The organism is Bartonella sp. AP3QHHD, assembly GCF_042195765.1.
Classification (GTDB): Bacteria; Pseudomonadota; Alphaproteobacteria; order Rhizobiales; family Rhizobiaceae; genus Bartonella.
The window spans coordinates 1-1,428 of sequence record NZ_JBHIPC010000053.1 but is presented as its reverse complement, the minus strand read 5'-3'; the positions used below and the strand labels follow the sequence as shown (position 1 = coordinate 1,428).

Here is a 1,428-nt window from a genome sequence, read left to right as displayed (position 1 = left end):
TGTGATGGGAAGGCTTATTTGCGTAGTGATTATCCTGCTCTTTATGAAGCGATAGGGATCAGGTGGGGAGGCGCTGATAGTTGGACGAAGTTTAATGTTCCCGATTTGCGTGGTGTTTTTTTACGAGGTGTTGATGATGACCGCGAGATAGACCGCTTTCGTTATCTTGGCACTTTACAAAATGACGCAATGAGAAAGCATGACCATGGGGGTCAATCCTTTACGATTTTGAATGATGAAAATCAGGAAGAGAGTTGGCATGGTGATATGACGATCATCTGGGGATATGTGTTGAATGACCAGCAAAGATTGAAGCTTGCTGAACGTTTGGGCGTGAGAGCAGAGGATATACGCGTGCACCATAAGCTCGCCTTTCCCCATTCCCACCTTCACATGCGTGATGTTGCATTGGCAAGTTCAGGTATAAGTGAGACGCGCCCGATTAATATGAGTGTTGTGTTTGGAATCAAGACGTGAGGTTTAGATGTCCACGATTTATGATTGGTCTTTAACAGCATCTGAGAATGGTGGTGCTGATGCTTTAATTAATTGGTCAGAGGGACAGCACCCTAACACGGTTAATAATAGCGCTCGTGTGATGATGCAACGGGTAAGTGAGTATTTATCGGATACGGGGGGTGTTCTTGAAGGGATTGTGACGGTTGATAATAACCAAAAGACGAGCGTGATAAGGCTTCTAAGTCAATCGGCATTTTTAGAGTATAAGAATGGCATATCGGTTTGTTTTAAAGCGAAGGGCAAGAATGTTGGGGCGACAACAATTGCTTTAAATAATTTAGCTGGTAAGCCCGTTTATAAGGCGACAGAAACCGGTTTATTAGCCTTATCGGGAGGAGAGATACAAGATGGCTGTCTTTATACGCTTGTGTATGATGAAGAGCTTACGGGTTGGCAAGTTCTCAACCCGACAAGGGGCAAAGTTTCTTCCTTAAAACGTTTACCTTCCGGTCTGATAGGACCGTTTGCAATGGAGCGCTTGCCGGATGGTTGGTTGCCATGTGATGGAAGTGCTTATTCACGGTATGTTTATTGGGATTTATTTTCTGCGATAGGAACGACGTGGGGAGAAGGAGATGGCGCCACGACGTTTAATGTTCCCGATTTTCGGGGGCTATTTTTACGGGGACTTGATAATGAACGCAATTTAGACCCTTGGCGTTCTTTTGCAAGTATACAATCCTGTTCTTTAAAAGCGCATGAACATTTTATAGGTCCAGCGTCATCAGAAGGTCTTTCTTCTCGAAAAAAACGGGATGTTTCTTCTACTGAAGCGCCCGTGACAAGGCGAAAGAGAGCTATAGACGAAGAGTGTGTAGGTTTGAGTGGGGATGCTTTGGACAAGTGTAATCAAGAATTTGACCAAATAGCAGGAAGTCCACAGGTAGAGACTCCCTTTTGGTTTACAGA

The 1,428-nt window shown here is 44.5% G+C and carries 2 protein-coding genes; both read left to right on the top strand.

The window, feature by feature from the left end:
* The coding region (locus ACFIL7_RS03190) for a phage tail protein (protein ID WP_375683349.1) at nucleotides 1-477 on the top strand (477 nt) is incomplete at its 5' end.
* A 7-nt stretch (nucleotides 478-484) separates the two neighbouring features.
* Nucleotides 485-1,428: phage tail protein (locus tag ACFIL7_RS03185; RefSeq protein ID WP_375683348.1), on the top strand; the 944-nt coding region annotated here is incomplete at its 3' end.